Below are 24,191 nucleotides of genomic sequence, written 5' to 3'. Positions count from 1 at the left end.
ATGCACGTCGAATTGTATTTTTTTATCTTATTTTAGGCATTTATTACTTCTTTTTTTACATCTGGTAAGCCTTTTAATAAATTTTCAGCAATCGTTAACCACTTCGATGTCTCTAAGCCATTTGTTTTCATAACAATTTTCAATTGTGATCCTTCCATTCCTAAACCAATCATACGTCCAAAACTATTTCCGAGCATGAATAATTTTCCACCATCAATATTTTGACTTGCTTGTTCAGAAAACAGGAATGTTACTTCAAATTTATTCTGCTTAATTAATTCAATTTGTTCTTTCATTGCCAACACTTTAATATTTGCAATTTGTAATAAATAACCAACTTCTTGTGGATAATCGCCAAATCTATCGATCATTTCTTCCTGCAATTCTTCAATATCCTCAATTGCAGAAACACCTCTAAATTGTTTATACATCATAATTTTTTGCTTACTATCTGAAATATAAGCATCTGGTAAGTATGCATCTACCTCTAAGTCAATTTCAACATTAACTATATTTTCAGCCCCATCTGTTCCTCTACGCTGTTCAATTGCATCTTTTAACATTTGAGAATATAGATCAAATCCGACAGAATCAATAAATCCATGCTGTTCTGCCCCTAACAAATTACCTGCTCCACGAATAGATAAATCTCTCATCGCAATTTTGAAACCAGATCCAAGTTCCGTGAACTCTTTAATTGCTTGTAGACGCTTCTCTGCAACCTCTGACAGCACTTTGTCACGTTTATATGCAAAGTATGCATATGCAACACGATTAGAACGTCCAACACGCCCACGAAGCTGATACAACTGTGATAATCCCATACGATCTGCATCAAATACAATTAACGTATTTACATTCGGAATATCTACACCCGTCTCAATAATTGTTGTACTTACAAGAACATCATGCTGTCCTTCTAAAAATGATAGCATAACAGACTCTAATTCGCTTTCGTTCATTTTCCCATGTGCGTACGTTACGCGGGCATCTGGAACTAACATCGAAATTTCATCTGCTTTTCTTTCAATATCCTCTACACGGTTATATAGGAAGTAAACTTGACCACCTCTTGCAAGCTCTCGCTCTATCGCCTCTCGCATTAACGCTGGATTATACTCGACTACATACGTTTGGACTGGGAAACGATTTTCTGGTGGTGTCTCAATAACAGATAAGTCGCGCACACCAAGCATAGACATATGAAGCGTCCGCGGAATCGGAGTTGCCGTTAATGTTAATACGTCAACATTCGCCTTCAATTGTTTAATTTTTTCTTTATGTGTCACACCAAATCTTTGTTCTTCATCAATAATAAGAAGCCCTAAATCTTTATAAGTAACATCTTTAGATAAAATACGATGTGTTCCGATTACAATATCTACTGTTCCATCCTTTAAGCCCTTAATTGTTTCATTTTGTTGTTTCCTCGTACGGAATCTACTTAATAAGCCTATATTGATTGGATAATCTTGAAAACGCTCTCGAATTGTTTCATAGTGTTGCTGCGCAAGAATCGTTGTCGGTACTAAAATTGCAACTTGTTTTTCATCCATAATCGCTTTAAATGCCGCACGAATAGCCACTTCAGTCTTCCCATACCCTACATCACCACAAAGGAGCCTATCCATCGGGCGTCCGCGTTCCATATCTTTTTTAATCTCGTCAATAGAACGTAACTGATCCTCTGTCTCTTGGTATGGGAAAGATGATTCGAACTCTTGTTGTTCTGCCGTATCTGGCGTATATGCATAGCCTTTTGAAGCTTCGCGCTCAGCATATAGTTTAATTAGGTCATCCGCAATGTCTTGTACAGATTTTTCAACTTTCGTTTTAACCTTTTTCCAATCATTCCCACCTAATTTGTAAACTTTCGGATCCTTACCTTCAGATCCTACATATTTTTGAACTTGATCAATTTGTTCAATTGGAACGTATAGCTTATCATTACCTTGATATTTAATATTTAAATAATCTTTATGAACACCATTAATCTCTAATGTCTCAATACCTAAAAATTTACCTATACCATGATTTACATGAACTACATAATCTCCAACTTTTAATTCCGAATAACTTTTAATACGTTCAGCATTCGATAGCTTTTGTTTACGTTGTGATTTTTTAACTTTCTTATGAAAAAGCTCCTTTTCAGTAATGACAACAAGCTTTTGCATCGGCATTTCAAATCCTGCATGTAAATCACCTACAGCAATTTGTAACCTTCCAGGCAATAAAATATCTGTACCTTCTACAATATCTGCCTCAATATCATAATCACTTAAAATATGTTGTAATTTTTTCACACGTTCATCATCTGTTCCGAGTACAACAGTCGTAAAATGCCCTTCATTCCATCTATCAATTTCTGTTTTTAACAAATTCATCTGTCCATGGAAATCTTGCATTGTTTTACATGTTACATTAACAATATTTTGCGGATGTGTGTGTGCGATATGACGCAAGAATAACGTTAAATATACAAAACTTCTTTTTTTATGATGAAGAAACCCCTCGAATGGGTGAGAGAAAGATAAATCTTGAATAATTGTTCCTTCACCAAGAAGTGATATATACCATTCCGCCTCTTCTGTTTCAAGATGTGATGCTGTTTCTTGAATACGGGAAATCTCATCTAAAATTACAACACCATCTTCTGGTAAATAATCTATCAGACTAGCAGGTTCTTTATAGAAAATAGATAAGTATTTAAACATCTGTTCTATACTTTGCCCGTTTTTCAACATCTCAATTTCATGACTTACCGTCTCAAGCACTTTAGTCTTTAGTTTATCATCAGAAAGTTTTTGCATCGTCTTAGTCAAGCCTTCTTCAAGATGCTGAATTCCTGATTTTAATTCTTCCTGTGAAAATAAAAACTCTGTTGCCGGACCAAACCTAACGTTTTCTTTTTTACCTTGAGAACGCTGTTCATCCACATCAAATAATCGAATAGAATCGACTTCTGTATCAAAGAATTCAATACGAAATGGTAGTTCTTCAGTTAAAGGATAAATATCTAATATTCCCCCACGCAAACTGAACTCCCCTGGAGCTTCTACCATCGACTTACGTTCATAGCCAATATGATGTAAAGTATGCAAGAGCGCATCTAAATCAATCTCTTGCCCTAGATTGATTTCAACTTGCTTTTGCTTCCACAATTCTTTTATTGGTAAAAATCTACGCAATCCTGCCACTGGCGCTACAATGATTCCATTCTCTCCCGCAGCCAAGCGATTTAACACTTCTATACGTTGCGCCTTCAATTCTGGACTTGCAACTCCAATTTCCGATGCTATCAGTTCATTCACTGGATATAACCACACATCTTTTTCACCAAGTAACGCCACTAAATCTTCATGTACTTTTTGTGCTTGGTATAAGTTATGTGTCACGATTAATTGTGATTTTTTTGTTTTTTTATATAAAGCCGCCATTAATAATGAACGAGAAGACGTTGCCATCCCTGATATAAGTTGTTCTTTTAACCCATCTTCTAACCCATTAATAACCGATTGTATCTCTTCATTTTTATAAAATTGCTCTAATAAACCTATCATTTTTAAAACTCCTCTCAACATAAAGAGCAAGTCATTCTATTTTATGCAAATATTTTGGAAAAGGAAAACAGAAAAATGCTTTGGACATGCCAAAGCGACAACATTTTATTGCAGAAATTTTTCATACTCATAATACTCAGGATAAGATGCAAGCGTTTCTTGACACGATTCACAAATCGTTTTTATATATATATTTCCATTCTCATGAAAATGAATCATTTCTACTACTTCTTGCTCCGTTAGTTGAAATAAAACGTCGCTATATACTTTTTCTGCGTTAATGGAGCCTACATTACCTCCGCAGTGTCTGCAATAATAATACCCTTCCATACTAGCCTCCTAAAAATTCAATTACTACTAGTATGGGTAAAACAAAAGAGAAATATTCCCAATCTCATTTTTAACTATTGAAAGTATTCATGATTTGAAGAAAAGGCTTATTTAGCCACTCTTCACATGCATCCGCTGCTTTTTCAATAGAATGGTTAACATCCGGAATCTCTTCAGATGTAAAGCGTCCTAATACATAATCGACTACCTTCATTCCATTTTTCGGGCGATCAATTCCCATACGGATACGTTGAAATTCTTGTGTTCCTAAGTGCGAAATCGTTGACTTTACACCATTATGTCCACCAGCACTACCTTTCATGCGAAGACGCAATTTACCTACAGGAATGTCTAAATCGTCGTACATAACAACGAAGTCCTCAACATCAATTTTATAATAATCCATAAGTGGACGAATACTTTCCCCAGATAAATTCATGTATGTTAGCGGCTTTAATAAGATTACCTTTTCTCCATTAACAAACCCTGCACCAAATACACCTTTAAATTTTTGTTCATTCAAAGAAATGTTCCAACGCTTCGCAAGTTCATCAATGGCCATAAATCCAATATTATGCCTTGTTAATTCATATTCTCTACCTGGGTTCCCAAGTCCTACTATCAATTTCATTCTTGTACCACTACTTTCTTTTTTCGATACGAAAAGACGTAACCAATTTTGGTTACGTCTCATTCTATCCAATTAATTGAATAATACACTCACAGATTCTTCTTCGTATACACGAATGATTGCTTCTCCGATTAATGGAGCAACTGAAAGTTCATGTACTTTGTCGATTTTCTTCTCTTCTGGTAATACGATAGAGTTCGTTACAACTAACTCTTTAATGTTTGAATTTTGAATACGCTCAATTGCTGGACCAGATAATACTGGGTGTGTACAGCAAGCATATACTTCAGAAGCACCGTTCTCAACAAGAGCGTTTGCTGCTAATGTAATTGTACCAGCTGTATCAATGATGTCATCAATTAAAATCGCTGTTTTGCCTTCAATATTACCGATAATGTTCATTACCTCTGAAACGTTCGGGCGAGGACGACGCTTATCAATAATAGCGATTGGCGCTTTTAGACGATCTGCCATTTTTCTCGCACGAGTTACACCACCATGATCAGGAGACACGATTACGATATCTTTAAGACCTTTTGTTTCAAAGTAATCAGAAAGAATCGGTACACCCATTAAGTGGTCGATTGGGATATCAAAGAACCCTTGAATTTGTGGAGCATGTAAATCTAGAGTGATTACACGAGTTGCACCTGCTGTTTCAAGCAAGTTTGCTACAAGTTTCGATGTAATTGGTTCACGAGAACGCGCTTTACGGTCTTGACGCGCATAACCATAGTAAGGAATAACAATATTAATTGTTTTCGCAGATGCACGTTTTAATGCATCGATCATAATAAGTAATTCCATGATATGTTCGTTTACTGGGAAGCTTGTAGATTGAATAATGAATACATCGCAACCACGGATACTTTCTTCAATGTTAATTTGAACTTCTCCATCACTAAAACGATCAACAGAACATTTTCCTAGTCCTACTCCAATATGCTTTGCAATCTGCTCAGCAAGTTCCTTATTAGAGTTTAAAGAGAATACTTTCAAATTAGAATTTAGATATTGAGTCGACATCTAGATTAACCCTCCACATTATTATGATTTTTTCTTATTCAGCAATTGATCAACATAGTCTTCTTTGTTAACTTGACGTGCACGTGCTACCGATAATGCTTTTGATGGAACATTCTCTGTAATTGTAGAGCCTGCCGCCACATAAGCACCATCTTCAACTGTTACTGGAGCAACAAGGTTTGAATTACATCCAATAAATACCCCATTACCAATCACAGTTTTGAATTTATTCTTACCGTCATAGTTCACCGTAATTGAACCACAACCAAGATTCACGTCTTCTCCAACTTGTGCATCCCCGATATAACTCAAGTGTGAAGCTTTACTTCTATTACCAAAGACAGTTTTTTTGATTTCCACGAAGTTTCCAACGCGTACTTCGTCTCCAATAACTGAATCTGGGCGAATATGTGCAAATGGACCAACCGATACTTCTGTACCAAGCTTACTATCATGTACAGTAGATTGTCGAATTGTCGTACGATCTCCAATTTCACTATCGCGAATTACTGTATGCGGTCCAATTTCACAATCAGAACCAATTACAGTGTTCCCCTCAATAATTGTTCCTGGATGAAGAACTGTATCGCTACCGATAATTGCATCAGCAGAAATATAAGTGTTACTTGGATCAATAATTGTAACACCATTTACCATGTTCTTTCGGTTGATACGGTTTTTCATAATAATTTCCGCTTGCGATAGAGCGACTCTGTCGTTAACACCTAACGTTTCATCGAACTGCTCTGTTTGATAAGCTGATACGATATGACCTTCATTTTTTAAAATCTCAATAACATCTGGAAGGTAATATTCACCTTGCACGTTATCATTTGAAACTTTAGAAAGTGAAGCAAATAAAGCCTTATTATCAAAACAATACGTACCTGTATTGATTTCTTTAATAGCTAATTCTTTCTCATTTGCATCTTTATGCTCAACAATCTTTTCAACATGACCATTCTCATTACGAACAATACGGCCATATCCAGCAGGCTCTTCTATGTATGCTGTTAGCACCGTCGCCATTGCTCCTGCTTCTTTATGTTGCTGAAGTAATGCTTCCATTGTTTCAGCAGTTATTAGAGGCGTATCACCACAAATAACTAAAGTTGTTCCTTCTTCATTTGCAAGTACACTTGCAGCTTGATCTACAGCATGTGCTGTACCAAGTTGTTCTGCTTGTAATGCAAATTCACTTACGTTCCCTAGCTGTTCTTGTACCATTTCAGCACCATGTCCAACAACCGTTACAAGTTTCTGCAATCCTAATTGAGATACTTGATCGACTACGTGTTGTACCATAGGTTTTCCACATACAGGATGCAGCACTTTGTATAGCTTAGACTTCATACGTGTGCCTTTACCTGCAGCTAGAATCACTGCAAATCTGTTTGACATATAGACCCTCCATCGCAACCTATTTATCCATTAAAGATATTATCCTAAATCATCATATATTTCAAGAAACACATTTTAACTATTAAATTTTACCATAATTCTTATAAGATGTTTTACTCTTTAGTATCTTTTTTAAGAAATAAGCTATACTATTTAAAATGATTTTGAAAAAATTAGTAGTTTCTTCTTTTTATGTTAATAAATTATGAAGTTTCCAAATATAAAACAAAAAAAACAAACCCCTGTAAATGCTTACAGGAGTTTGCTACAAAATTATAAGGCTTTTTGTCAAAAGCCCTTTTCATTCGAATTTTACGAAGCACCTGCTTCTTCAAACTCAACCTCTTCTAACTCGCCTAAACGATGATACTCTGTTAAAACCGCATCTTGAATTTTAGAGCGTGTACCAGAATTAATTGGATGTGCAATGTCACGGAACTCTCCATCTGGAGTACGTTTACTTGGCATTGCTACAAATAATCCATTATTACCATCAATTACACGAATATCATGAACAACAAATTCATGGTCTAGAGTAATAGAGGCAATTGCTCTCATGCGGCCTTCTGTGTTTACGCGGCGTAATCTTACGTCAGTCACTTCCATCTTGTGTTCACCACCCTTTTCTAAATAAGCGATATATTTGTATAAATTCCACAAATTTTCTATTTTCCCTTTAATTTTTTAAAAATTTTTAAGATAAAAATTTTTAAAGTAGTTGAATATAGAGATTAGTGGAGGTTATCGCTTACAAAAGGTTACTTAACTAGGGCGATTACTTCAATTTCAACGGAAACATCTTTCGGTAATTTTGCTACTTGCACACAAGATCGAGCTGGTTTATGAGTAGAGAAATAAGAGCTATACACTTCATTCACAGCATTAAAATCATCCATGTCCTTTAAAAATACTGTTGTTTTTACGACTGTATCAAATGAAGCACCTGCTTCCTCTAATACCGCTTGTAAATTTTGAAATACTTGTTCTGTTTGTACTGTTACATCTCCTGTTACAAGCTCCCCATTTGCCATCAATGGAATTTGTCCTGAGCTATAGAACATGTTATTTACAATAATCCCCTGTGAATAAGGTCCAATTGCTTGTGGTGCCTTGCTTGTTTGAACAACTTTCATACTTTTCACCCTTTTATTATTTATTTTACTCTTTAAAAATAGTGTACGAAAGGCAGTTTGTCCATCTATTTTATAATCTATAAATAAAATAAAAAAGATAGAGCTATCTGCTCTATCTTTTATTCCGCCTCTACAAGCCCTTCATCAAATGGTGCAAGAGAATAATTCCCTTTTTCCACTTGAATCGTTTTTTCTTTCACATCAACTTCCGATAGACGAATTAATGATACAAAATTATTAATTAGTCGTTCTTCAATATCTGTAGATTCTACTAATACACCGATACCAACAACATTAGCCTTGAATTCTTCTAGCATACTCATCATACCTTGAATTGTTCCGCCAGCTTTCATGAAGTCATCAATAATTAAAACATTCGACCCTTCTGGAAGACTGCGTTTTGCTAACGTCATTGTTTGAATTCGTTTAGAAGAACCCGACACATAGTTAATACTAACAGTCGGACCTTCTGTTACCTTATTATCTTTCCTTGCAATTACAACTGGTACATCTAAGTAATTTGCCACTGCATAAGCAAGTGGAATCCCCTTCGTTGCCACCGTCATAACTGCATCAATTGGTTGCCTAGCAAAAACAGAAGCAAACAAACGACCTGCGCCATTAATATGGCGAGGATTACTCAATAAATCTGTCATGTATAAGTAACCGCCAGGCAAAATACGATCTGGGTTTTCAAATAAGCCACAAAGCTCATCAATAATTAGATCTGCCTCTTCTTCACTTATATACGGTATATATTTCACTCCTCCTGCTGCTCCTGGTATCGTTTGCAATGTGCCGACCCCTTGTTGTTCAAACGTTTGCTTAATAATAACTAAATCTTCACTAATGGAAGACTTAGCCGATTGATACCTTTCAGCAAAAAAAGTGAGAGATACTAGCTGACGAGGGTTTTGTAGCAAGTAATAAGTCATATCGACTAATCTTGTACTTCTTCTAATTTTCATACTCTCACCTCAAATCACGAATATTCTAAACAAATCATAACGTATTATACGTCTTTATTCAAGCGTTTCTCGCTCTCCTAATAAACGTACCGCATAGACTTGTTCACAAAATCCTTTTAATCCGTTATAAATGCGATGCATTCGTGAATCATGGTGTACAAGTCCAAATACAGTTGGACCACTTCCACTCATTAATACAGCATCCGCTCCAAATCGCTTCATCTGTGATTTAATACGGGCAACTTCAGGATGCATTCCAAATGTTACATCTTCTAAAACGTTACCAACAGTATCACAAATTCCTTTATAATCACCAGAATTTATGACATCAACCATTTTATCTACATTTGGATGTGTAACTCGATTTAACTTTAAATTTCCATACACATCAGCAGTAGATACACCTATATGTGGTTTCGCTAAAATAACCCAACAAGAAGGCGGAGTCTTTATATGTTCAATTTTCTCTCCTCTTCCAGTGGCAATTGCTGTGCCTCCGTATACACAGAACGATACATCTGATCCAATTTCTGCACCAAGCTCTGCTAACTCATCAATTGTAAGCCCTAAATTCCATAATTTATTAAGACCACGTAATGTCGCTGCTGCATCACTACTTCCACCTGCTAATCCAGCTGCTACTGGAATCGTTTTTTCAATAGTAATAGATACACCTTTTTTTACATTAAACTTCTCTTTTAATAATTTCGCTGCCTGATAAGCTAAATTTCGTTGGTCGTCTGGGACATACCGATTATGGGATAAAATTTCAATACGGTCTTCTGCTAATTCCGTTAGTTCTAGACGATCTGCTAAATCAATGGTTGTCATAATCATTTTCACTTCATGATATCCGTCTTGTCTTTTTCCCAGTACATCTAACGACAGATTAATCTTTGCTGGTGCTTTCACTAGTAGCTTCAATCTATTCACCCACTCTATGTACTCAATCTTTTATCGTTTATTTTACCATAAATTTATAGTAAGACGATGACACTTCCCTAATTATAACGAAAAGCATTCAGAATGAAACTACTTATGTAAAATGATGGCACCTTTTAGAGTACAAAAAGCCGAGGAATGTCTCCTCGGCTACCGTAGCATAGAAAGTATCTTACAACTACTGGTTTCGTTTCATTAATTGCTGTTCTGCAATTTCTATAGCACGTTTCACCATGTTACCAGCATCTTTCGCACGAATTCCGCCCCATCCTTCTTTCTGAACAACATCATAAAAGCCAAGCTCTTTTGCTAGCTCTTCTTTAAATTGGTTTGACATGACACCTCTTCGTCTACTCAATGCAGAGTCCCTCCTTATTTTGCTACGGTATAGTTAGTATGCAAAATAATATAGCTTTTCATTTATGGGAATATATGTAATGATATATGGATTATAAAATGACCTCATTATGAGGGTCTCCATAAAATGTTAACTCTACTGTCTCTGTTAAAACATCTGCATAACTATAAGATACACGTTGCAACGCATCTTCTTGTTGATCCAATTGTACAACAAAAACGGAACGGTATGTTTCTGCTAGTACACCTGATTGCTCCACAGTTTTTCTTCTTCCACTATTTGCTTTTAACATAAGTCGCTGTCCAAGATGGTGATCTAATTCGCTTTTAATTTCATCTAAACGTTTTGACATATACTTCGCTACACCTCGCTGTAATTTAGATTGAACACTTAAAGCACGATAATATCTATCCTAATTATTAACCGCGATTCACAGCTAATATCATCCTGCGTTTGAATAGATAGAAGAAATACTATATTGTAAAAGTATCATTACGTAGTCTTTACGTTCTTACCTCTTTTTATCCAAATTCATTTAAATCCTTCCATACAAAAAAGCAAGATACATATGTACCCTGCTTACTCTTCGTAATGTTGAAAAGGTAATCCCGTTCGTAAAATCCCTCTCGTTTCAATTCCACCTAGTCCCTTTTCACCAGTAATTGTATTACGTACGACATCCCATACATTGACTCTCTCCATAAATGAAGTAAAACTAATTTTACCAACTACATATACAGGATCTAGTGCATGAATATTAATTCTAGATGGTGAACTAGCGAAATTGGCCCCTGCACGAATTAGTGCCTCAAAATGTGATTGACATGCCCCAGCAAAAATAACAAGTTGATCCAATGATGGATATTTTTTTCGCACTTCACGAACAGCCTGTACAAAATGCCTTGAATGCCTATATGCCGCTAAATCTCCCTTCACTCCTTTTGATTTTGTATATGCATCATGCCCTGTAATAACGAGAATGTCTGGGCGAAAGTGATCTATTAAGTCTACTACTTTTTCATGCATCTCCGTTTCTTTACAATGAATACCTTGAACAGGAACGCCAATTTTATTATATAAATCTAAGCACTTGCGCAAATATAAAGGGTCTCCATCTATATGCAATACACGTCCCGGCATTTGAAAATAATTTACCTCACTTGTGTATCCACCAGTTGAAGTATGTTCATGCCTTTGTTTCATCAGTACATAATCTTGTTGAAACAAACGATACGTGCGCTCCATTGTTTCTTTCTCACGCTTCACCCTTTTTTTATGTTCTCTTTGATCTATACTAATTAAATCTTCAAGTGGCGCATCCGCCACCAGTCTAATTTCCTCTCCAAACAATATAGCTATCTCGCCTTTTATTTCTATAATACGAAAAAGAATATCCCTCTTATGAGAATATCGTTCCACTAATTCTCCAACATGTAAAACCATTCTCCTACCTCCAAACTCATTAGGCCATCTTACCTGTTTTTAAAGTATGAATTTAGAGAGAGAAAGGTGACAAAAGGGACAGTTCAACTTGAACTGTCCCTTTCATATTCTTATGATAATTTATGAAGAACTAATGCATTACTTAATGTTGCAAACTCTTCAATAGATAGCGTTTCGCCTCTTCGCTTTGGATCAATTCCTACTTCTGTTAAAATTCGATCCAATAACTCCTTATCTTTCGGGAAACCATTTAAATTATTTGATAAATTATTCATTAAAGTTTTACGGCGCTGTGCGAAACTTGCTCGTACTACTTCAAAGAAAAACGTTTCATCTGTCACCTCTACAACCGGTTTAGGACGCTTTAGAAGGCGGATAATTGCAGAATCAACGTTTGGCTGTGGTACAAACACTGTACGCGGTACAGTCATAACTGTTTCAACCTCTGTATAGTACTGAATGGCAATCGATAAAGAACCATACTCTTTCGTTCCAGGTTTAGCAGCTAAACGATCTCCAACTTCTTTTTGCATCATAACAACAAATCCACGAACTGGTAACTTTTCTTCAAGCAATTTAAATAAAATTGGCGTTGTAATATAGTACGGTAAGTTAGCTACTACCATTACATCTTGCCCTTCTTCAAATTGCTCATTAAATACTTCATGTACATCTGCTTTTAGTACATCTTTATTAATAACTGTAACATTACCATATGGCGCTAACGTCTCATCTAAAATTGGTAATAGTCTTTGATCAATTTCAAAAGCCACTACTTTTTTAGCACGCTTCGCTAATTGCTCTGTTAATGCTCCAATACCTGGTCCAATTTCAATTGCACCACTTTCTGAACCAATTTCTGCATGATCGACAATACGATTTAATACATTTGTATCAATTAAAAAGTTTTGTCCTAAACTTTTTTTGAATGAAAATCCATACTTTTCAACAATGTCTTTTGTACGATTTGGCGTTGCGATATCCTTCATTTTTTTTCCTCCTGTATTACTTGCTTATAAGCTTCTGCAAATGATTCCTTTGAAACTTGAAACATCTGTAATCGTTTATGTAACTGTTTTGCATTTGTATAACCAATCTTTAATAGCTTACCCATTCTTTCTCTGCGGCTCTTTGCCATTTCTCCGCCCACTAAGCCTGCATCGACTAAATCACTCCAACTAATTTCACTTGTGTAAGCTTCCATTTCTTCATGTATATTCTCTAGAGCACGGCGAATCGACTCATTAGAAGCATGTTCAATCCCAACACCCTTTTTCCTTTTAGCAAGCGCTTCTTCCTTCGGTAAAAAAGCATGCTTACAGCCAGGAACCTTGTCAGAAATAATTTTTCGAATACGCTCTCCAGGATAATCCGGATCTGTGAAAATAATAACGCCCCTTTTTTGCTGCGCTAATTTAACTTGCTCAATAACATGATCACCGATTGCTGAACCGTTCGTTTCAATTGTATCCGCATCAACAGCACGCTTAATCGCAACTGTATCATCTTTACCTTCTACAACGATAATCTCTTTTATTTTCATGCTTGCCTCCACACTCATTTCGTCTCTACTTAGTAAAACAAAAAAATGACGACTTTTCCATTATTATTTTCCCCATTCTTATATTTTAAAAAATAGAATAGAAAAATCTTTGTTCTCTGTCCTTATTGTAACACTTCATCATTCACATTTATTTTCTTGATTACTTCTACTAGTTTTTCTCAAAATAAAAAAGAACAGGTTTCACCCGTTCTTTTTATTCAACTCCAAATAAAACTTTTGCATTTTTAGTTGTCATTTTTGCTACTTCCTCATAAGAAATTCCTTTTAAATTCGCAATTTCTTCTGCTACGAGTTTTACATAACTCGGTTCATTTCGTTTCCCGCGAAATGGATGCGGCGTTAAATAGGGACAATCCGTCTCTATTAACAATTTCTCTAATGGAATCTCCGTAGCAACTTCTTTCGGTTTCTTAGCGTTTTTAAATGTAACTGGTCCACCTAACGAAATTAAAAAGTTCATATCAACACATCGCTCTGCTACTTCTACGCTACCGCTAAAGCAATGCATAATGCCTCCTACTTCAGCTGCATTCTCTTCTTCTAGAATATCGACAATATCTTGAGTTGCATCGCGGTTATGTATAATAATCGGCAAATTTACTTTTTTCGCTAATGCAATTTGTTTACGAAATACTTCTTTCTGTATTTCTTTTGGAGACTTATCCCAGTGATAATCTAAGCCCATTTCTCCAAGTGCAACGACTTTAGGATGAGAAGCAAGTTCTTCTAACCAAGCTAAATGTTCTTCTGTCATGTCGATTGCATCAACTGGATGCCAGCCAACCGCAGCGTAAATAAAATCATAGGCTTCAGCTAATTCCATCGCCTTTTTTATTGTTACTTCATCAAAACCAACAACAACTGTATAAGTAACTCCCGCTTCTTTCATTCGGGCAATAACCTCTTGCAAATCTTCTTCGAATTGCTCTGCATTCAAATGTGAATGTGTATCAAACAACATAATACATAACTCCTTTTATATTGAAATCAAGTTTATTCTACAAAAATAAGTTCTTTAATAACTTAACGATAACAATACTACAATCTTAATGCAAAATAGAGAGTGTAAAAAGAAAAAAGACGCTTCACACATGTTACACGTGAAACATCTCTTTTCTTGTCTTAATTACTTGATTTTTGTACCATTTGGTAGATTTTGGTCAATTGATGCTAATGACAATACGCCATTCTCTTCACCCGCTAAAATCATACCTTGCGATAATTCACCACGTAATTTTACAGGTTTTAAGTTTGTTACACAAATAACCTTTTTACCTTTTAAGTCTTCCGGCGAATAGAATTTTGCAATTCCAGAAACAACTTGACGCTTTTCTGTGCCTAAGTCTAGTTGAATTTTTAACAACTTGTCTGCTTTTTTCACAGGTTCAGCAGATAGTACTTCAGCTACGCGTAATTCTACTTTAAAGAAATCATCAATTGTAATTTCTTCTGCCTTCGGTTCTTCTTCTTTTTTCTCTTCTACTTTAGGAGCAGAGCTTTTCATTTGTTCTTTAATGTACTCTACTTCCACTTCCATTTCTAAACGAGGGAAAATTGGGTTTCCTTTTTCTACTTTTGTTCCAGCTGGAATGCAGCCAATTGTAGATAGACTTTCCCAAGATTTATGAGCTTCATCAGTAAGGCCAAGTTGAGCAAACATCTTGCTTGGTGCTACTGTTAAGAATGGCATAAGCATAATACCTGTTTGACGAAGTACTTCTGCTAAATGAGCCATTACAGAAGCTAACTTTTCACGATCATTCTCATCTTTTGCTAATACCCATGGTTGTGTTTCATCAATATATTTATTCGTACGACTAACTAGTTGCCAAATAGATCCTAACGCTACAGAGAACTCCATATTCTCCATTGCTTCTTCTACTTTTTTCAAAGTATCTTGTGCAAACGCTACTAACGTTTCATCAAATTCCGTCACATTTTCTTTAAATGCAGGGATTTCTCCGTTAAAATACTTATCAATCATAGCTACTGTACGATTTAATAAATTACCTAAGTCATTTGCTAAGTCGAAATTAATACGCTCCACAAATCCTTCTGGTGTGAATACACCATCAGATCCAAATGGAACTTCACGAAGTAGATAATAACGTAATGCATCTAATCCGTAACGATCGATTAATGTAACTGGATCTACTACGTTTCCTTTTGACTTACTCATCTTTCCATCCTTCATTAAAATCCAGCCATGAGCAAAGACTTTCTTCGGAAGAGGTAAATCTAATGCCATTAAAATTATCGGCCAATAAATTGTATGGAAACGAACAATTTCTTTCCCAACTAAATGCACATCTGCAGGCCAGAATTTTTTATATTTCTCTTCATTTGCTGTTCCATAACCTAACGCCGTAATATAGTTAGATAATGCGTCAACCCATACGTAAATAACATGTTTTGGGTTACCAGGAACACGAACTCCCCAGTCAAATGAAGTACGAGAAACCGCTAAATCTTCTAATCCTGGTTTAATAAAATTATTAATCATTTCATTTTTACGAGACTCCGGCTGAATGAAATGTGGATTATCTTCATAGAACTTTAATAGTCTGTCGACATATTTACCCATTCTAAAGAAATAAGATTCTTCACGAACAAGTTCTACATCATGACCACTATCTGGGCTTTTTCCTCCAACTACTTTGTCGCCTTCCATAATTGGATCTACTAATTGATGCTCTGTATAGAACGTCTCATCTTGTACAGAATACCAACCTTCATATTCATCAAGATAAATGTCACCTTGATCTACTAATTGCTTAAAGATTTTTTCGACAACATCTTTATGACGATCTTCAGTTGTACGAATAAAATCATCATAAGAAATATCCATCTTCTCCCAAAGCTCTTTAATTCCTGCAACAATGTTATCAACATATGCCTGTGGCGTAATATTTAACTCTTCTGCTTTCTTTTGGATCTTCTGTCCATGCTCATCAGTTCCTGTTAAATAATGCACATTATAACCTTGCATACGCTTATATCGTGCCATCGCATCTCCTGCTACTGTCGTATAAGCATGTCCAATGTGTAATTTTCCACTTGGATAATAAATTGGGGTAGTAATATAAAAGGACTTATTTTCCTCTGTCATTGTTTTGGACCTCCCGAATAACCTCATATGTATTTATAAACAGTATATCAAAAACTCATATATAAAGTGAAACTTTAATCAGTAGGGTTTTTGTTCCTCCCCACTAATTATTAGCCCACATTAATTGGGCTTTACGAGCAGCCCAAATCTAACTTATCTTCTTTACGCCAACCTAATTTTAAATTTAGGTCTTAATGCTCGATATCTTTATCATCTATTGCTCATATTTCACAAAAATATACAATCTCCACTTTTAATTTATTATTTTTTCAGAAAATAATGTAAATAATTGTGGAATTTCCTCTCAATCTATTATATATAAGAAATAAGAAATCTATAAATCTTTTTAAAAAATATAGAATTTAAGAATTGACGGAAATGTAAATGATTGGTATCATATGTCCATAGGGTATTTTGTCGAAAAATGACGAATCTAAAAATAGACTCGAAACTTATAAACTATTTATTTAGGAGGAAAAAAATTATGAAATCTACTGGTATTGTTCGTAAAGTTGATGAATTAGGTCGTGTAGTAATTCCAATCGAATTACGCCGTACTTTAGGTATTGCAGAAAAGGACGCTCTTGAAATCTATGTTGATGACGAAAAAATCATTTTAAAGAAATATAAACCAAACATGACTTGCCAAGTAACTGGTGAAGTATCTGACGGTAACCTTTCTTTAGCTGAAGGTAAAATCATCTTAAGCAAAGAAGGCGCTGAGCAAATCTTAAACGAACTTCAAGATTATATCGAAACAGCAAAATAAGCTTCTCAATTATGAGAAGCTTATTTTTTATCGACATGATAGATTTGATATACATCTCTTTTCGACAAATCTCGATCTTTAGCGACTGTTTTAATCGCTTCTTTTGAATTCATACTTTTTTCATTTATATAATATTCAATATGATCATATACCGAAAGAGATTCCCACCATTGTTCTTCTGGAGCAGGTTCTTCTGTTGAACCAGCTACTAAAATACAAAACTCACCACGTACTTCATTTTGCTTCGTCCACTCAATTGCTTCTTCGATTGTCCCTCGAATAAATTCCTCAAATTTTTTAGTTAACTCTCGACATAATACAATCTCTCTATTTCCCAACACTTCCTGCATCGAAATTAAAGTATCGTCTAAACGATGAGGCGCTTCATAAAACATCATTGTAGTTTGTACATAACGAAGCTTTTCTAACTCCATCTTTCGTTCCTTTTTGTTTCTCTGCAAGAAACCATAGAAATAAAATTGCTTTGTTTCAAGACCGGATGCAATTAATGCTGTAAGGGCTGCATTTGCTCCTGGAAGCGGAATTACATGATATTGCTCAGCTACTGCCTCAACGACAATATCGTAACCTGGATCAGAAATACACGGCATACCAGCGTCGCTAACAAGTGCTACATTCTTTCCATCCTCTAATTTCTCTAATAGTTTCTTCCCACTTACTTCTTTATTGTGCTCATGATAACTCGTAACAGGTGTTTCAATTTCAAAATAATTACAAAGTTTTTTCGTTTGTCTCGTATCTTCAGCAGCAATTAAATCAACTTCTTTTAAAATTCGGATTGCACGAAATGTCATATCTTCTAGATTTCCAATAGGAGTTGGTACTAAATATAAAACTCCCTTTTCATTTTGTTGAAAGCTTTTTTGTTGCCACATAACGTTCTCCTTTTTGCATATATGCCTCTTTTTGTTTTCTCGTTAATTGCTTAAAGTAATACTCCGCTTGCATAGCTGTACGCTTATCATCGTGGGTCTCTACATATTTTAAAACAACAGGAAGCCTGACGCGTGTATACTTAGCCCCTTTGCCGCTATTATGAGTCTGAATTCTCTTTTCTATATGGTTTGTATATCCAGCATAATAACTTCCATCAGAGCACTCTACCACATAAAAAAAGTGCTTATTCTTCTCCATATAAAATCGAACGTAGCTCCTTTGTATATTCGTTATTGTTCTCATATACAACGAGAGGCGGTAAAATTTTCAAATCTGCATTTCCATCCTTAATTCCTTCAATTAACAACGTATTTGCTTCTTTTCCAACCTTAGGATAAACAAATTGCACACGCTTTGGTTCAATTTTATATTTACGCATTAATGTGACAATGTCTAGTAATCGCCCTGGACGATGTACAAACGCTACTTTCCCACCTTGTTTTACTAACTGACTACTTGCAGATACAACATCTTCTAATGTACACATAATTTCATGACGAGCTATCGCTAAATGTTCATTCATATTTTTCTCTGAAGTTTGAGGTGTTTGAAAATATGGTGGATTACATGTAACAACATCATATTGATGACGCCCAAGTTTCTCTGGCATATCTTTCAAATCTCCATGTATGAGGTGAATTCTTTCCTCCAACCCATTGTATTGAACACTTCTTACTCCCATATCATATAAGCGTTCTTGAATTTCCACCCCAGTAATATTTCCTTTTGTTCTTGTACTTAATAGAAGGGGAACAACCGCGTTACCTGTACACAAATCAAGTAAATTCCCCTTTTGAATTGGTACCCATGCAAAATCTGCAAGTAAAACGGCATCTAAAGAAAAATTAAATACTGATGGGCTTTGTATAATCTTCATGTCTTGTGCTAATAAGTAATCTAAACGTTCATCTTCATATAAATTCATATACTGCTCCTTTTCTTACCCTTAACCTACCCTATTTCATGTATAAAAAATTACCTTTCCAATTATAATTGGAAAGGTAATTTCACTTTTTATTTAAGAATGACAGACAGAATAAACAATCTCCCTCTTTACGTACACTTCCATAATGTAGATTGCAAATATGAAAACCTTCTTGATACAGTCTCGCTAAATTGTCATAGCCTTCACCAATATCTGTTTTCGGCTTCACTTCTTTACGTTTTTGAGTTTTTTGTTTTTCTTTATTCTGCACTTCTTCAAAACGGTGTCGCAAATTGTTATTTTCCATTTTTATATGCTGGTTTTCTTCCAACAACTCTGCAAGATGCTGTTTTAACTCTCCCAACTGTTTATATAAATGTCCAATTTGCTCTTCCATACTAGAAACCGATTCAAAAATATCTTTTTTCTCCACAAGCACCCACCTCATTAATCTGTGGTTTGACTCGAAACGACCCCTTTATTCACTAACTCATCTAACGTATATTCTACTATCCGTTCCTTGTCTACTAGTTCCACTTGAATTAATCTTTCTAAAATATTTAATCCGATAACACGGCCAGTACCATGCGGGGTTTGTATACGTTGATCTAAATCAGGAAGTTGTTCCTTTGCTGCCTCATATTCATCATTCTCATATTTTAAGCAACACATTAAGCGACCACATAAACCAGAGATTTTTGCAGGATTTAATGATAAATTTTGATCCTTTGCCATTTTAATGGATACAGGTTCAAAATCCCCTAAAAAAGTAGAACAACAAAGCATACGACCACATGGACCAATACCACCTAGCATCTTCGCTTCATCACGAACACCAATTTGTCTTAGTTCAATTCTTGTTCTAAAAATTGCGGCTAAGTCCTTCACTAGTTCGCGGAAATCGATCCGACCATCCGCAGTAAAATAGAAAATAATCTTATTACGATCGAATGTATACTCTACATCTACAAGTTTCATATCAAGATTATGCTCTACTACCTTTTGTTGACAGACTTGATATGCTTCTTTGGCAGCATGTTTGTTCTCTTCAACAATGGTACGATCATTTTCATTTGCAATACGAATAACCTTTTTTAGCGGTAATACAACGTCGTTTTCATCAACTTGTTTTTTGGTAATAACTACTTTTCCGTATTCAATACCTCTTACCGTTTCTACAATGACAAACTCATTTTCAGAGATATCGAACTGATTTGGATCAAAGTAATATACCTTTCCGGCCTTCTTAAAGCGAACACCTACTACATCATACAAAACGGTCATCCCTCCTGCAACCGCAACACTAACTGTTCGAACACAAGCTGCGCATTTACATTAGCGTTGATTCTATTTTTTGCCTCTAATATATTAAAGAGAGCTGATACAATGCGCTTCTGAGCATAGGAAAACGATTCAAACATCTCTTTCTGATCATGAAAAACAAGACGATCTTCTTCTCCAAGTTGAACATATAATAAATCCTTATAAATAAGGAGTAACATATCTAAACCTTGCTGTAATTGTTCTTTCTCTCCAAAGTGTTTTCCCCATTTTTCTTGTACAAAAAAAATAGAGGTTTTATCTTTTTCGAGCGCTTCACATAATTTTATCACTAAAGCTCGTGCTTGTGCAAACCATTCATCACTACATAAAGCTAAAGCTTCATCAAAACTATTTGTAAGTTGAGCAGCAAGTGTCGATAAAGATGCTGTAATCCCTTCATCCTGTAATCTTCTAATTAAAGATTCCGTAGGTAACGGTCTAAACGTAACAACTTGGCAACGAGATAAAATCGTATTTAAAATTTGATGACTTTGTTCAGTAAGTAAAATAGCAGTTGTATCACTACTTGGTTCTTCTAAAAATTTCAAAAGTGTATTTGCCGCATTTGCTGTCATACGATCTGCGTGCTCAATAATATATAATTTTTTATTTGCCTCTAATCCTGTTTTTGAAAACTCTTCTTGTAAATCATGAATTTGCTGCTTTTTAATAGATAATCCGTCTGGTTTTACAATATGTAAGTTAGGGTGGTTACCTGAATCAATTCGCTTACAGTTTGTACATACATGGCAGGGCTCTACCCCATTTCGCTCAGAACAGAGGAAACTCTTTGCCATTTGAATTGCTGTCGCAAACTTTCCTGTCCCTTTCCCTCCCTCTAACAAGTAAGCGTGGGATATACGCTCTTTTGCAATGCTATTCATCAACATTTTTACACCGATGGGTTGTATAGCAGAAAGCTGCTCCCACGTCTTCGTCATAATGCATACCTCACTTATTTCATTCTTTCCTTCTATTATAACAATTTATCTTCTATAATCTGAACAACTTCTTCTATAAGTTTTTCCATCGGCTGATCAGCATTTACCAATACAATACGATCCGAGAAACGTTCTACAACTTGTAAATACCCTTCGCGCACACGTTTATGGAAAGAGATATCTTCCATATCTAGTCGATTTACTTCACGTCCTGCATCTTTTTCAATCCGAGCCAAACCAACCTCAGGCTCAATGTCTAGATAAATTGTTAAACTAGGCATACAGTCCTCTGTTGCGAAACGATTTATTTCAAATACCTTATCCATACCCAATCCTCTTGCATAGCCTTGGTATGCTAAAGAGCTATCTATAAAACGATCACATAACACGAGGTAGTTCTCATTAAGTGCTGGCATAACTTTTTCTACTAAATGTTGTCTGCGCGCAGCAGCATAAAGAAGCGCTTCTGTACGTGCTTCCATCATCGTATATTCTTGTTTATGTAAAATCGTCCTAATGTCCTCAGAAATTGCAATACCGCCTGGTTCTCTTGTCGCCATTACCTTTTGTGCTTTTTTTTCAAAATATGGCAATAAGCTTTTAATTAACGTTGTTTTACCTGAACCTTCTGGGCCCTCAATTGTTACAAATAATCCCTTCATCCTAAAACCTACTTTCTATATCATACACTTTCATATATTTCGTATTACATTGAAAACGAGCCCCTGCTCTCTCTAAATACATAATTTGCTCTTTATGCTCTGAAGTAATTCTCTCTCCATACATAATCAATGGAATTCCAGGTGGATACGGAATCACCATTTCCGCCGCTATCATTCCAACAGCATCTTCTATAGATACTATCTTTGTTTCATATCCATCTAGTTGTTTATACGTATACGGTAAAAGAGAGAATTCACCTTTATAAGTATAACGAATAGATTCCCTCTTGTCTTTCACCTCATAATGTTGCAATGCTACTCGGATCATCTCTATAACCTTCATATATCCCCCATTTACTTGTAAGGGTAAAATAAATAGGACATTGTACGGATCAGCCATCTCTGTATATATACCGACCTTTTCAAATACAGACTGTAATTCGTACCCTGATAACTGACAACGAGTTTGTACGGTGACCTTTAACTCATCTTGCAACGGATATTCTAAAATGGCGATTTGAGGAATAGAACGTAATTGTTCCTTAAATTTTCGTAAGAACTCAACAATTTCACTGTGACCTTCTTCTTTTATACGCGCCATTGTAAAGCGTGCTATATCCAAGGAAGCCATAATTGGATACGATGGACTACTAGATTGTAGCATACTTAAATAAGTAGTAACCTTCTCTTCGTCTACTAAGTGACTATTTATATGTAAATAGGAACCCATTGTCATTGCGGGTAATGTTTTATGTGCAGAATGAACTACAATATCTGCACCATATGTTAATGCTGACTTCGGGAATGGTTCTCCCAAGCACAGATGTGCCCCATGTGCCTCATCTACCAAAACAGGTATTTTATGTGCATGTGCAAAAGCGATGCTTGCCTCTAGATCCATCCCCATACCATAATAATTAGGATGCGTTAAAATGAGCGCTTTCGCATTTGGATACTTTTCAATTGCTTTCTTAATAATTTCGTTACGAACTCCCACCGGTACGTTATAAGCTTCATCAATCCATGGATCTAAAAAAATGGGATTTGCTCCCGCAAGTTTTAAAGCATTAATAATTGATTTATGGCAATTTCTTTGTACAAGAACAATATCATGTTCCCCGCAACAAGACAAAATCATTGCTAAGTTCCCGACTGTTGAACCATTAATTAAAAAATAGCTCCTCTTTGTATTATAAACTTCAGCCAATAATTGTTGTGCCTCATCTATACATTCAAACGGACTATGCAAATCATCTAGTCCTGCTAACTCAGTTACATCAATAGATAGAATATCTTTAAACTCTCTTATTGCCTCCTGAGGGAAGTTTAAACCATTCTTATGACCTGGAACATGAAAAGATAACGGCCCTCTTTCTTTAAACTCTATTAACGCCTCATATAAAGGCATACGATTTTGATTCATCTACATCTCTTCCTTATTATTCATTCTCTATCTATTATACAGAACAAAAAAAATAATAGGCATATGCCTATTTAAAAATATGATACTTCTAATTTTCGAAGCTGCTTTAAATAATGTATATATTTCGGATCATCTGTCTCTGTATTCACCATATCCTTTTCACATTCATAGCATATTAAATTATTATAAACATATATACCTTCTTTTCTTTTCGTCTCACAAACAATACAAACTTCACTTTGTAATTTCATAACCTTCCCTCCCTATTTAAGTGAACCTATTTTATACTTCTAATCCTTAACAATTTACAGAAAAATATACACCCATCTTTTATATAATATGATTAACTCTTGGGCAACGTGTTTGTATTACCATTACTTCTTTCCCATTCTTTTTAACAATACAAAAAAACACAAGTCAAATGACTTGTGTTTTTAGTTGCTTGGCGACGTCCTACTCTCACAGGGACAAGGTCCCAACTACCATCGGCGCTAGAGAGCTTAACTTCCGTGTTCGGTATGGGAACGGGTGTGACCTCTCTGCCATCATCACCAAACTATGAAGGCATATTCCTTCAAAACTAGATAACATTGCTTCATATTATATGGTTAAGTCCTCGATCTATTAGTATTCGTCAGCTCCACATGTCACCATGCTTCCACCTCGAACCTATCAACCTGATCATCTTTCAGGGATCTTACTAGCTTACGCTATGGGAAATCT

Annotated in this window: 26 protein-coding genes and 2 rRNA genes; 1 reads left to right on the top strand and 27 read right to left on the bottom strand. The window is 35.5% G+C overall.

The features are described from left to right. Positions 1 to 32: 32 nt before the first annotated feature. The 16 genes from mfd to metG form a co-directional block, all read right to left on the bottom strand. On the bottom strand, positions 33 to 3,563 hold the full coding sequence (gene mfd, locus GBN78_RS14395) for a transcription-repair coupling factor (protein ID WP_000579678.1): 3,531 nt from the start codon (positions 3,561 to 3,563) through the stop codon (positions 33 to 35). Between the two features lie 105 nt (positions 3,564 to 3,668). Next, a complete protein-coding gene (locus GBN78_RS14390) occupies positions 3,669 to 3,893 on the bottom strand; it encodes an anti-sigma-F factor Fin family protein (protein WP_000399438.1) in 225 nt (74 codons plus the stop codon). 70 nt (positions 3,894 to 3,963) lie between these two features. Then, complete coding sequence (gene pth / locus GBN78_RS14385; RefSeq protein WP_000767702.1) at positions 3,964 to 4,524, bottom strand: aminoacyl-tRNA hydrolase; 561 nt, start codon at positions 4,522 to 4,524, stop codon at positions 3,964 to 3,966. Positions 4,525 to 4,596: 72 nt separating this feature from the next. Continuing rightward, complete coding sequence (locus GBN78_RS14380) at positions 4,597 to 5,550, bottom strand: ribose-phosphate diphosphokinase (protein WP_000107420.1); 954 nt, start codon at positions 5,548 to 5,550, stop codon at positions 4,597 to 4,599. A 21-nt stretch (positions 5,551 to 5,571) separates the two neighbouring features. Then, positions 5,572 to 6,951 (bottom strand): bifunctional UDP-N-acetylglucosamine diphosphorylase/glucosamine-1-phosphate N-acetyltransferase GlmU, encoded by a 1,380-nt coding sequence (glmU, locus tag GBN78_RS14375; RefSeq protein WP_000071039.1) that lies wholly within the window; start codon positions 6,949 to 6,951, stop codon positions 5,572 to 5,574. A 312-nt stretch (positions 6,952 to 7,263) separates the two neighbouring features. Continuing rightward, positions 7,264 to 7,557, bottom strand: coding sequence for a septation regulator SpoVG (gene spoVG / locus GBN78_RS14370; RefSeq protein WP_000454041.1), 294 nt, complete (start codon positions 7,555 to 7,557; stop codon positions 7,264 to 7,266). Positions 7,558 to 7,709: 152 nt separating this feature from the next. Then, positions 7,710 to 8,084: a RidA family protein gene (locus GBN78_RS14365; RefSeq protein ID WP_000869811.1), complete on the bottom strand. Its 375-nt coding sequence runs from the start codon at positions 8,082 to 8,084 to the stop codon at positions 7,710 to 7,712. Between the two features lie 119 nt (positions 8,085 to 8,203). After that, positions 8,204 to 9,052 (bottom strand): pur operon repressor, encoded by an 849-nt coding sequence (gene purR, locus GBN78_RS14360; protein WP_000702466.1) that lies wholly within the window; start codon positions 9,050 to 9,052, stop codon positions 8,204 to 8,206. Between the two features lie 54 nt (positions 9,053 to 9,106). After that, entirely contained in the window at positions 9,107 to 9,976 is an 870-nt protein-coding gene (gene ispE, locus GBN78_RS14355) for a 4-(cytidine 5'-diphospho)-2-C-methyl-D-erythritol kinase (RefSeq protein ID WP_000772104.1), read from the bottom strand. Positions 9,977 to 10,172: 196 nt separating this feature from the next. Then, positions 10,173 to 10,352 (bottom strand): acid-soluble spore protein SspF, encoded by a 180-nt coding sequence (gene sspF, locus GBN78_RS14350; protein WP_002094215.1) that lies wholly within the window; start codon positions 10,350 to 10,352, stop codon positions 10,173 to 10,175. Positions 10,353 to 10,443: 91 nt separating this feature from the next. After that, positions 10,444 to 10,704 carry a biofilm formation stimulator Veg gene (veg, locus tag GBN78_RS14345; RefSeq protein WP_000044347.1) on the bottom strand — a complete coding sequence of 87 codons (261 nt, stop codon included), beginning with the start codon at positions 10,702 to 10,704 and terminating at the stop codon, positions 10,444 to 10,446. A gap of 227 nt (positions 10,705 to 10,931) precedes the next feature. Then, positions 10,932 to 11,795, bottom strand: coding sequence for a sporulation peptidase YabG (gene yabG / locus GBN78_RS14340; RefSeq protein ID WP_000242868.1), 864 nt, complete (start codon positions 11,793 to 11,795; stop codon positions 10,932 to 10,934). Positions 11,796 to 11,905: 110 nt separating this feature from the next. Next, the gene (gene rsmA / locus GBN78_RS14335; protein ID WP_000651548.1) at positions 11,906 to 12,784 is read right to left on the bottom strand and encodes a 16S rRNA (adenine(1518)-N(6)/adenine(1519)-N(6))-dimethyltransferase RsmA; all 879 of its coding nucleotides are present in this window, start codon (positions 12,782 to 12,784) and stop codon (positions 11,906 to 11,908) included. Further along, positions 12,781 to 13,338, bottom strand: a complete 558-nt coding sequence (gene rnmV / locus GBN78_RS14330) for a ribonuclease M5 (RefSeq protein ID WP_000692835.1) — start codon at positions 13,336 to 13,338, stop codon at positions 12,781 to 12,783. Before rnmV ends, rsmA begins: the two co-directional genes overlap by 4 nt. Before the next feature lie 214 nt (positions 13,339 to 13,552). Further along, positions 13,553 to 14,320, bottom strand: a complete 768-nt coding sequence (locus tag GBN78_RS14325) for a TatD family hydrolase (RefSeq protein ID WP_098299813.1) — start codon at positions 14,318 to 14,320, stop codon at positions 13,553 to 13,555. Positions 14,321 to 14,485: 165 nt separating this feature from the next. Continuing rightward, positions 14,486 to 16,468 carry a methionine--tRNA ligase gene (gene metG / locus GBN78_RS14320; RefSeq protein WP_000134135.1) on the bottom strand — a complete coding sequence of 661 codons (1,983 nt, stop codon included), beginning with the start codon at positions 16,466 to 16,468 and terminating at the stop codon, positions 14,486 to 14,488. A 484-nt stretch (positions 16,469 to 16,952) separates the two neighbouring features. Here metG and GBN78_RS14315 point away from each other — a divergent pair, with 484 nt between their 5' ends. Then, a complete protein-coding gene (locus GBN78_RS14315) occupies positions 16,953 to 17,237 on the top strand; it encodes an AbrB/MazE/SpoVT family DNA-binding domain-containing protein (protein ID WP_000843036.1) in 285 nt (94 codons plus the stop codon). Positions 17,238 to 17,257: 20 nt separating this feature from the next. Here the strand turns inward: GBN78_RS14315 and rsmI are convergent, their stop codons facing one another. The 11 genes from rsmI to GBN78_RS14260 all read right to left on the bottom strand — a co-directional run. After that, a complete protein-coding gene (rsmI, locus tag GBN78_RS14310) occupies positions 17,258 to 18,133 on the bottom strand; it encodes a 16S rRNA (cytidine(1402)-2'-O)-methyltransferase (protein WP_000267821.1) in 876 nt (291 codons plus the stop codon). Then, positions 18,102 to 18,392: a GIY-YIG nuclease family protein gene (locus GBN78_RS14305; RefSeq protein ID WP_000414350.1), complete on the bottom strand. Its 291-nt coding sequence runs from the start codon at positions 18,390 to 18,392 to the stop codon at positions 18,102 to 18,104. The genes rsmI and GBN78_RS14305 overlap by 32 nt, the downstream gene beginning before the upstream one ends. Beyond that, complete coding sequence (locus tag GBN78_RS14300; protein WP_001055366.1) at positions 18,379 to 19,119, bottom strand: tRNA1(Val) (adenine(37)-N6)-methyltransferase; 741 nt, start codon at positions 19,117 to 19,119, stop codon at positions 18,379 to 18,381. Before GBN78_RS14300 ends, GBN78_RS14305 begins: the two co-directional genes overlap by 14 nt. Positions 19,120 to 19,201: 82 nt before the next feature. Continuing rightward, positions 19,202 to 19,552 carry a DNA replication initiation control protein YabA gene (gene yabA, locus GBN78_RS14295; protein WP_000412063.1) on the bottom strand — a complete coding sequence of 117 codons (351 nt, stop codon included), beginning with the start codon at positions 19,550 to 19,552 and terminating at the stop codon, positions 19,202 to 19,204. Between the two features lie 14 nt (positions 19,553 to 19,566). Then, positions 19,567 to 20,394 (bottom strand): PSP1 domain-containing protein, encoded by an 828-nt coding sequence (locus GBN78_RS14290; RefSeq protein ID WP_000272429.1) that lies wholly within the window; start codon positions 20,392 to 20,394, stop codon positions 19,567 to 19,569. A gap of 5 nt (positions 20,395 to 20,399) precedes the next feature. After that, a complete protein-coding gene (gene holB / locus GBN78_RS14285; RefSeq protein ID WP_000169563.1) occupies positions 20,400 to 21,383 on the bottom strand; it encodes a DNA polymerase III subunit delta' in 984 nt (327 codons plus the stop codon). A 35-nt stretch (positions 21,384 to 21,418) separates the two neighbouring features. Then, entirely contained in the window at positions 21,419 to 22,045 is a 627-nt protein-coding gene (gene tmk / locus GBN78_RS14280; protein ID WP_000677214.1) for a dTMP kinase, read from the bottom strand. Between the two features lies 1 nt (position 22,046). Next, positions 22,047 to 23,468 carry an aminotransferase class I/II-fold pyridoxal phosphate-dependent enzyme gene (locus GBN78_RS14275; RefSeq protein WP_001075294.1) on the bottom strand — a complete coding sequence of 474 codons (1,422 nt, stop codon included), beginning with the start codon at positions 23,466 to 23,468 and terminating at the stop codon, positions 22,047 to 22,049. A gap of 71 nt (positions 23,469 to 23,539) precedes the next feature. Continuing rightward, positions 23,540 to 23,719, bottom strand: a complete 180-nt coding sequence (locus GBN78_RS14270) for a sigma factor G inhibitor Gin (RefSeq protein ID WP_000776279.1) — start codon at positions 23,717 to 23,719, stop codon at positions 23,540 to 23,542. A 189-nt stretch (positions 23,720 to 23,908) separates the two neighbouring features. Beyond that, positions 23,909 to 24,024: ribosomal RNA gene (gene rrf, locus GBN78_RS14265) — 5S ribosomal RNA — on the bottom strand. 48 nt (positions 24,025 to 24,072) lie between these two features. Further along, a 23S ribosomal RNA gene (locus GBN78_RS14260) occupies positions 24,073 to 24,191 on the bottom strand; the annotation flags it as partial.

Source organism: Bacillus sp. B2-WWTP-C-10-Post-4, from assembly GCF_009183805.1.
Taxonomy (GTDB): Bacteria; Bacillota; Bacilli; order Bacillales; family Bacillaceae_G; genus Bacillus_A; species Bacillus_A cereus.
This window is presented reverse-complemented; position numbering and strand designations above follow the sequence as displayed.